The organism is Microcystis sp. LEGE 08355 (genome assembly GCF_015207185.1).
GTDB lineage: Bacteria > Cyanobacteriota > Cyanobacteriia > Cyanobacteriales > Microcystaceae > Microcystis > Microcystis panniformis.
Genome location: NZ_JADEXI010000444.1, coordinates 1 through 3,931, shown reverse-complemented (window position 1 = coordinate 3,931; position 3,931 = coordinate 1). Strand labels below are relative to the sequence as shown.

Sequence of the window (3,931 nt, the reverse complement as noted above, 5' to 3'; positions counted from 1 at the left end):
CCCCAAAGGCTTGGATTGAGTGGTAAAATCGGAAGTAATGACCGATTTTAGCCGAGAGTGTCCCCGTAAAAATCCCAACTTGGTAGATTGACAAAAATGAGATGCAGCCTAAAAAACCTAAGTAACCCCTTCTAATTTTTCATCGGTCAATTGATATAATTCCTGTAATTTCTCTAATTTGTCGGGGTCTGCTTGCCAAAAACCGCGACCCTGTGCTTCTAACATTCTACCGACAATATTACGGAAAGCTTCGGGATTAGCTTGACGCAATTTTTCCGCCATTTCTGCATCAAAAGCGTAGGTATTGGCTGCCTGATCATACACCCAATCGTCACTAAAATTAGCCGTACCGCCCCAACCAATTAAAGCGGTCATTCTTTGGGAGATTTCGTAGGCCCCACCGGAACCTTGATTAACCATGGCGTTGGCCCATTTAGGATTGAGTAATTTACTGCGGTATTCTAAGCGCAAAACCTCCTCTAATTTGCGGGGAGTTGTATCATTGGAAAAACTCTCGACAAAACTCGTCATTACCCGTTTACCGCTTTGTTTTTCTGCGGCTAATTTTAATCCTCCCGTGTTGCCGTAGTATTCCTGAATATCGGTTAAACCGTATTCTACCGAGTCAATTTCTTGGATAATACTTTCACTGGTTTTTAATAACTGTTGTAGCACTTCTGGTCGCGCTTGTCCCTTATCTTGACGACCATAACTAAAAACATTACGCTTTTCCCAAGTTTTTGCTAATTCGTTGTCATTGTCCCAATTTCCCTCCACTACTTGGTCATTAACTAAAGAGCCAAAATCCCCGGCAGGATTGGAAAATAAACGAGCGCTGGCATTGTCAATTCCTTGACTTTTTAAGGCTAAATAGTGCTTACGGATATAATTATCATTTTCCGATTCTTCTATCTCGGCTGCCCGCTGCATTAAATCATCCAATAACTCGATAATATTGATAAAAGTATCTCGAAAAATTCCCGATAAATTAGCCAAAATATCGATGCGCGGGTGTCCAATTTCCCCTAGAGGTTTTAATTCATATCTGACAATTCTTCCTGTCCCCTCTTTCACTGGTTCCGCACCGACTAATTCTAGGAGAATACCCAAGGACTCACCCTTAGTTTTAATCACATCTAATCCCCAGAGTAAAACCGCTACAGTTTCGGGATATTTTCCTTTTTCGGTTAGGTTTTGTTCTAGCAGTTTTTTGGCGATTTCTCGTCCGCGGGTGTAGGCTGCGGGGGAAGGCATCCGGTAGGGGTCTAAAGCGTGTATATTGCGTCCTGTAGGCAAAACTCCCGCACCATCCCGGAGTAAATCACCCCCCGGCGCTGGGGGTACATATTCCCCATTTAATCCCCGCAAAAGATTAGTTAACTCTTCGCTATTTTGTCCTAATAAAGTTTTAATAGCAATGCCTTCTTTAAGCTTTTCATTGGTTGCTTCATCAGCGATAATTTGCTGAAATTCTCGCTCAGATAAATCGGTAAAATAAGCATCAAGATAACCTTTTAATTCTTCCTGATTAGGAGCAGTTCCTAGGGTGTGTAAACCCGAAGAAAATAGTCTTTGTTCGACGATTTGTAGGTAATTATACACCTTGACAAAATAATCGGTTAGTGCATAGCGGCTAAATAATTTGGCATTTTCTAAAGTGAATTCTATTCCCTGTTTTTCTGCTTCCAGAAAAGGACAATCTTTAGAGATACCTGTATCAATAATCTTTTGGAGGATACTATCTCTTAAAGCGTAATTTTTCTCAGGATTTTCTCGAAACTCTGCAATCAAATCTCGTAAAATCATCAATTCTTTATATAATCCCGCTCGTCCGTAGGGAGGCACATTATGGGAAATTAACACCCCATAGCCGCGACGTTTAGCTAGGATAGATTCCGAGGGATTATTAGCGGCATAAATATATAAATTCGGTAAATCTCCTAATAAAATATCTGACCAAGAATAACCAGTATTTCCTAGGGGTGAACCGGGCAGCCATTCGACAGTTCCGTGCATACCAAAATGAACGATCGCATCGGTCTTAAAATCTTTTTGTAACCACTGATAAAAGGCTGCATACTGAGGGTGAGGAGTTAAATCTTTTTCAAACATTAACCGCATCGGATCCCCAGCAATTCCTAAAGGTGGTTGCACTCCAATCCAGATATTACCTAACTCAATTCCCCCTAAATGATACTGGTTGCCAACAGTTTTTATCTCCGCATCTTTCAGAGATTTCCAGTGTTTTTCAATGCGAGAGGTTAACAGATAACCTAGCCAATTTTCTAAAGTTTCTATCGATAAACGATTGTGTTTAGAGAGATTTTCATCATCGGCAAATTTAACTTTTTGAATAATTTCTTCCCCGTCTTCGGGAATCGTTCCCAGATTATAACCCTGCGCTTGTAAAGCTTGTAAAAACTTAACTAAACTCCGGGGAACATTTAATAAAGCTGCCGTACCAACTGCCCCATAACCCGGGGGAAATCCATAGAGAATGATGGCTATTTTGCGTTCTTGGGGAGGGGTTTTATGTAACTTAATCCAACTATTTAAACGTCCAGTTAAACGCTGTAATCTTTCGGGGATTAAATAGATAGTTTCCCCCACTAATCCCCCCAGAGGAATCGTATCAATTGCTCCATCTAATTCCGGTAAAGCGTATAGAACCACACTCTGTAAACCACCGATTCCCTGTCTTGTCCAAGAATAAATATCTTGAATCAATAAAGGGGCAGCGATAAGATAAGGAATATTTTTAGCGGACAGAATTCGTTTAGCCACTTCTACCTGTCTTCCTGCTTCCATAGAACCCGCGGGACCCCCCACCAAAGGAAAGCCAATCGTCGAGACAATTGCATCTACTGTCACCGCATCTTCACTCAAAGAAGGAGTTTCAATGATTCCTTTTTTTCTTTGCTGAATTTCGTAGTCTGTGGTTAACCAATCCCGAACAATTGTATGGCCTTCCACTCCGTTAATAAACACGGGTAGGGGAATTAAATTAGCCGTTTCAAAATGACGGATTAATTGATTAATATAGGGCAATTTACTGATAACGTGCTTCCGATAAAGCAGCAGTGCCACCACTGGTTTATCAAGAGATTTATTTTTTTTATACCAACTCAAATATTCTTGGGGAGTGAGAAAATAACCCTGATAATCAGGGTGTAATAGTCCCTTATTGGGAGTTTCGATAACTTCGGGTATTTCCTGTACTTTTAATCCTAGATATTTTTGGGCAATTACCCAACACATAGCGGCAACATTTTCGGTTCCTCCCGCATTCCAATAACCGTAAATAATTAACCAATTACGCAAATCTTGAACTTTTTTAGCGGGAATAAATTTCAGCAGTTTCGGACCAGTTTTGAGGAAACTGAGATAACCGGCTAACTTATCTTCTTCCTTGCCACTGGAAAATTTACTTAAGATAAATTGAATTGGTTTTGGCATTCCTTTTGGTTTATCCCCGATGGCAAATTCTCCCAAACGGGTTAAACTCATTAACTCTAAAGCAGACTCAAAAACTAAGCGAATCGGAATCTGTGCTGCTCGTTGCCGCAGCCAAGTAACTTGATCATAATCGAAGATCAAACTAGCAAAAAAAACGTCGGCAGTGGCTAAAGCTTGCTCGACTATTTCCGGTTCGCTCGTCAAGGATTTATCGCTGAATACTTTTACTTCTAAATCGGGACATTTAGAACTAGCCAACAGGCCCGATTGCCGATATAAATTGGTGTTAAAGGTTTCAAAGCCAACAATTAAAACAATGCTTTTCATAAGAATATATTTTTATACTAAATCTGGTTATTAAAAACTGATTATTTATTCCCCCTTTTGCATGAGTGCCTCTCCTGATATGTAGCTTATACTCAACGGATGGCCGTATTACTTGCGATTTTATCACTCAATCCAAGCCTTTGGGGGG

At 40.4% G+C, this 3,931-nt stretch carries 1 protein-coding gene; it reads right to left on the bottom strand.

Annotated features, from left to right (window positions below):
- Positions 1-117: 117 nt before the first annotated feature.
- Positions 118-3,783, bottom strand: coding sequence for a magnesium chelatase subunit H (gene bchH, locus IQ242_RS18850; RefSeq protein WP_193961021.1), 3,666 nt, complete (start codon positions 3,781-3,783; stop codon positions 118-120).
- Positions 3,784-3,931: the final 148 nt, after the last annotated feature.